This is a genomic window from Arsenicibacter sp. R0_47 (assembly GCF_057652235.1).
Genome location: NZ_JBYFCJ010000108.1, coordinates 1 through 717, shown reverse-complemented (window position 1 = coordinate 717; position 717 = coordinate 1). Strand labels below are relative to the sequence as shown.

At 50.1% G+C, this 717-nt stretch carries 1 protein-coding gene; it reads right to left on the bottom strand.

Features of this window, described 5'->3' with window-relative positions; genetic code table 11:
* Positions 1-521: recombinase family protein (locus AC23NW_RS36225; protein ID WP_487455595.1), on the bottom strand; the 521-nt coding region annotated here is incomplete at its 3' end.
* Positions 522-717: the final 196 nt, after the last annotated feature.

The window sequence follows — 717 nt, the reverse complement described above, 5'->3', positions numbered from 1 at the left end:
ATCCCAAAGTAACTCATAATCTGCGTCGTCGATTGGCTATCCGACTCGTAGAGATTTTTAACCGCTGGGGCGATCTTCTGGTATTTCACCGCTAGCCCTTTCGGACGACCGCCCTGGCGACCCCGTGCCCGGGCCGACTCTAATCCCGCCCGGGTCCGTTGCACAATCACGTTCCGTTCATGCTCGGCCAACGCACAAAAGATTTGAAAGACCAACAGCCCGCCCGGTGAGGTGGTATCAATGGGGTCATTGAGCGAAACCAGGTGGATGCCTTTTTGACTCAGCCCTTCGACCAACTCGATTAACCCGCGCGTTGAACGACCAAGCCGATCCAGTTTCCAAATGACAATCGTATCACCAGCCCGCAGGTAACTCATCATCAACTCAAACTGAGGCTTGTGGGCCTTCATACCCGATACTTTGTCGGTAAAGACACGGTCGCAACCCGCCTGCTGTAAAGCATCGGTCTGTAAATCCAATGTCTGCTCTTGGGTACTTACCCGGGCATAACCTACACGCATACGCATTGCTCTTTTTTGTACCAGTTACTCATCTGTCAGCAATATACGGTACATTCATAAAGTAGATAAGTTTTTGGTACAACTTTTTTGGGTATTTTCAAAGCCTTTGCTCAGGTACAAGTCTGTACCAAAAAACGACCGTTTTTTAGCCACCTTGACATCGGAACGCTATGCCCGCTGATTTTCTCTCCGATGC